The 3,620-nt window shown below is 34.8% G+C and carries 4 protein-coding genes; 1 reads left to right on the forward strand and 3 read right to left on the reverse strand.

Annotated elements, in window-relative coordinates; all coding sequences use genetic code 11:
* Nucleotides 1–176 precede the first annotated feature (176 nt).
* The 3 genes from FS85_RS0110880 to FS85_RS0110890 are packed head-to-tail and all read right to left on the reverse strand — an operon-like array spanning nucleotide 177 to nucleotide 2,442.
* Nucleotides 177–698: a hypothetical protein gene (locus FS85_RS0110880; protein WP_010136314.1), complete on the reverse strand. Its 522-nt coding sequence runs from the start codon at nucleotides 696–698 to the stop codon at nucleotides 177–179.
* Between the two features lie 17 nt (nucleotides 699–715).
* Nucleotides 716–1,138 carry a LexA family protein gene (locus tag FS85_RS0110885; protein WP_010136315.1) on the reverse strand — a complete coding sequence of 141 codons (423 nt, stop codon included), beginning with the start codon at nucleotides 1,136–1,138 and terminating at the stop codon, nucleotides 716–718.
* A complete protein-coding gene (locus tag FS85_RS0110890; RefSeq protein ID WP_010136316.1) occupies nucleotides 1,135–2,442 on the reverse strand; it encodes a Y-family DNA polymerase in 1,308 nt (435 codons plus the stop codon). Before FS85_RS0110890 ends, FS85_RS0110885 begins: the two co-directional genes overlap by 4 nt.
* A gap of 180 nt (nucleotides 2,443–2,622) precedes the next feature.
* Here FS85_RS0110890 and FS85_RS0110895 point away from each other — a divergent pair, with 180 nt between their 5' ends.
* Complete coding sequence (locus FS85_RS0110895) at nucleotides 2,623–3,525, forward strand: DUF72 domain-containing protein (protein ID WP_010136317.1); 903 nt, start codon at nucleotides 2,623–2,625, stop codon at nucleotides 3,523–3,525.
* Nucleotides 3,526–3,620 lie beyond the last annotated feature (95 nt).

Consider the following 3,620-nt stretch of genomic DNA (forward strand, 5'->3'; position numbering starts at 1 on the left):
GAAATTCTTGTATCTAAATCATTTTCAGTCTCCTCGTACATATCTCTTATACTTTTATCTTTTTTTGAAAATAAAAATCTTATCAAAACTCCTATATATTTCAGGTATACGTACATAAAGTATTGTTCTAAATCACCACCTTAGATCTTTTATCATGTCTAATTTTAGTAAAATTACTATTGTTTACCAAGTATATTTTTAATCCTCTCCAAAGGCCATACGATTTTCTCTAACTCACCATTATCATTTCTGTTACCATCAACTTTAAAATCATATTTTTTCCCATCTTTTAAGACATAAAATATGTTACTATTTCTATTCTTAAAAAGAATATCACCTTGTTTTAATTTCAAGGTAGAAACTTTTGTTTTTATACTTTCTTCTGAATTTGTATTCATTGAAATATCAACATAAAAGTCGTCATCATTTTCAAAACCTCCAAACCCCTCAAAAAGATTTCTTTTATCGTAAACTATACTTAAACCATTCTTTGTCTTAACGATTGATTTTATAGATATACTATCTATTTTTTGCCTATATGTTGACTCATATCCATATCGATCTGACAAGATATATACTCCATCTACAAAAAACAATTTCAGAAAATAGATTAAAATGCAAATCAAAAACACACTTACCATTACAACTGCTATTTTTCCTTTAGCTTCGTAAAGTTCTACTGTCTCATTTCTTTTCATTATTTCTTTTTTTGATTCTAAACACTCTTCACCACATACGTCACAATCCCCCAAATCACCAATTCCTGATCTTCTTCTACCTTGATCTCTTTGAACGTTGAGTTTTCGGGAACCAAATAAACGCCCTCATTAGTAACTCGTAAACGCTTTACAGTAAACTCACCATCCAACATACAAACCGCTACTTTACCATCCTGAGGTTCCAAACTTCTATCGACCACTAACAAATCTCCATTTGCCATACCAGCATCTACCATAGAATCTCCATCTACCCTAGCAAAAAAAGTAGCTGTTTCGTTTTTAATCAACTCTCTGTCCAAAGAAATTCGCTTTCCTTCAAAATCCGCTGCCGGAGATGGAAACCCAGCTTTAATTCCTGCTTCTACAAAAGGAACTTCCACAAATCCTTCTGATTTGTATTTGTAAAACGTCAAACTCATTTTCTACAATTTACGCTAATAATATCCTTAAAGTTGGTCGTATACTGAGGAGATAAATGTTCCTGTCTCATTTTCCAAGTCACTTTAATATCCTGATTTGCTAATTTTATTTTTCCTTTCCCTAATTTTTCGTTCAAAGCATCCACAGTATGCATTAAAGACTGGTGTTTAGGATTTTCATCTCCGAACATTCGTGTTTGATGTTTACTCGCAGGCTTCAACCCCATCACCACAACCCCAGCTTTTTTATAAGCATAGCCTTCTTTAAAAATTTCTCTTAATTTCTGAATCACTTCTTTGGTAATGGTTATGCTCGAACTGGTCTCAAACCCAAAATGCACCACAGCACTCAACTTTACATATTCCTCACCAAATCGGTTCGATCTTAAAAAAACATAAGCACTAGAACATTCGCTTTTCTGTGTTCTTAACTTCTCGGCACAACTATTGGCAAACGTTGCTATACGTTCTTCTATGGCTCTTAAATCTTTTAACTCCTTAGGGAAGCTTCTCGTCACTGCAATCATTTTCCGATCCTCGTCCAATCCTTTTTCCAAGATCATGGTAGGCTTCCCTTCCAAATCTTTTTTCAATCGTAATCCTACCACAGAAAAACGCTTACGCACCAATTCATCCGATAGTAAGGTAAAACCATAGGCCTTTTCAATTCCCATGGCATTCAATTGCTTTTTCAAGCCTCTACCAATTCCCCAAACATCTCCAATCGCTATCCATTTGAGTGCCTTTATACGCTGCTCTTCCGTTCCAATCACATAAACACTTCCCAACTTATCCGAGAACTTTTTCACAATCCGATTCGCGATTTTAGCCAACGCCTTACTCTCTGCAATTCCAACACTCACCGGCATTCCCAATTGCTTTAGAATCTCTTTTTGTATTTTCTCTCCAATACGCTTAGCTTCTTCAGCAGTCTTTCCATTCAACTTAAAAAAAGCTTCATCAATAGAATACAGCTCAATTTCATCTACATGCTCCTCAATAATTCGCATCACCCTAGAACTCATATCACCATACAACGGATAGTTCGATGAAAACACATGAATTCCGTGCTCCTTAAATTGATCCATCAGCTTAAAAGCAGGAGCCGCCATCGGAATATCTTTAAACGCTTTCACCTCCTTACTACGCGCAATCACACAACCATCATTGTTAGACAATACCACAATCGGTTTGCCCTTTAAATCTGGCCTAAAAGCACGCTCACACGATGCATAAAAGCTATTACAATCCACTATCCCGTACATATCCCAAAGATACTCATAAAATAGGTCTTCTAGCTGCACAATTCTTTGGGCATTCCCCTCCCTATAGTCGGGTCAGGCTTTCACTACTCGCTTTTTAAATGCTGATTATTTCAGCATTTAAAAGAGCTCAGACAAACCGTTCAATCCTTAATGCATCATTAGTTCAAATTATAAGTTCCCTTCTCTAAAATCTAGTATCTAAGCGCTATCTTTGATAACATGCAATTCGGAAAAGTAGCCAACCCAGAACACATAGATTTTAGCCTACCAAAAGACCACTCATTTACAGAAAATGTATTTGATACATCTTTTATTGGAAAGACTCAATTCTCCATTGGTTGTGCAAAGTGGAACAGACAAGATTTAAAAGATTTTTACCCTAGAGGAACCAAAGATGAATTGACTTACTACAGTTCTCAATTCAATAGCATTGAACTAAATGCTACTTATTACAAACTGTATCCAGAAGAGCAATTCCAAAAATGGTATGATAAAACACCCTCTGATTTTAAATTCTATCCAAAAATTCCTCAGGAAATTTCTCATTACCACCAACTACACCATAATTGCTATCCAATAGTAGAAAACTATTTGAACAATGTATCTGTACTAAAACATAAATTAGGCTCCATTTTTCTTCAGATGAATGAGAACTTTGCTCCCAATGAATTCAACTACTTAGAAGACTTTATACAAACCTGGCCTAAAGAAATTCCGTTATCTGTAGAATTAAGACACACTGACTGGTTTAACAATCCAATTATTTCGGAAAAGCTCTACAAATTGTATGTAGATAAAAACATTAGCAACATTATTACTGATACTGCTGGAAGAAGAGATTTACTACACATGAGCTTGACAAGTTCCAAAGTATTTATTCGTTTTGTAGGAGCCAATCACCCCTCAGATTTTCAAAGATTGGACGATTGGATTGACAGAATAGAAAGCTGGGCAAACAAAGGAATTGAATCCATTGCTTTCTTTGTACACCAAAATATTGAAATTGAGTCGGTGTTACTATCAGCTCATTTTATTAAAAAGCTAAATCAAAGACTCGGATTAAACTTAAAAGTTCCAAAAACTTTAGATAATATTAATGGAATTCAAACCCGTCTTTTCTAAAGACTCTATCTATCTAAGTTCAAGGTCATCTAGCGGAGTCGAGATGTTTTACCTTTAAAACATGTATCCAAACAAAAACATCTCGATTCTAATTA

The sequence above is a fragment of the Ochrovirga pacifica genome, assembly GCF_000220525.1.
Taxonomy (GTDB): domain Bacteria; phylum Bacteroidota; class Bacteroidia; order Flavobacteriales; family Flavobacteriaceae; genus Ochrovirga; species Ochrovirga pacifica.

Excerpts from the sequence above, each read along its gene's own strand:
- FS85_RS0110880 (WP_010136314.1), bottom strand. The coding sequence starts at position 698 with ATGAAAAGAAATGAGACAGTAGAACTTTACGAAGCTAAAGGAAAAATA.
- FS85_RS0110885 (WP_010136315.1), bottom strand. The coding sequence starts at position 1,138 with ATGAGTTTGACGTTTTACAAATACAAATCAGAAGGATTTGTGGAAGTT.
- FS85_RS0110895 (WP_010136317.1), top strand. The coding sequence starts at position 2,623 with ATGCAATTCGGAAAAGTAGCCAACCCAGAACACATAGATTTTAGCCTA.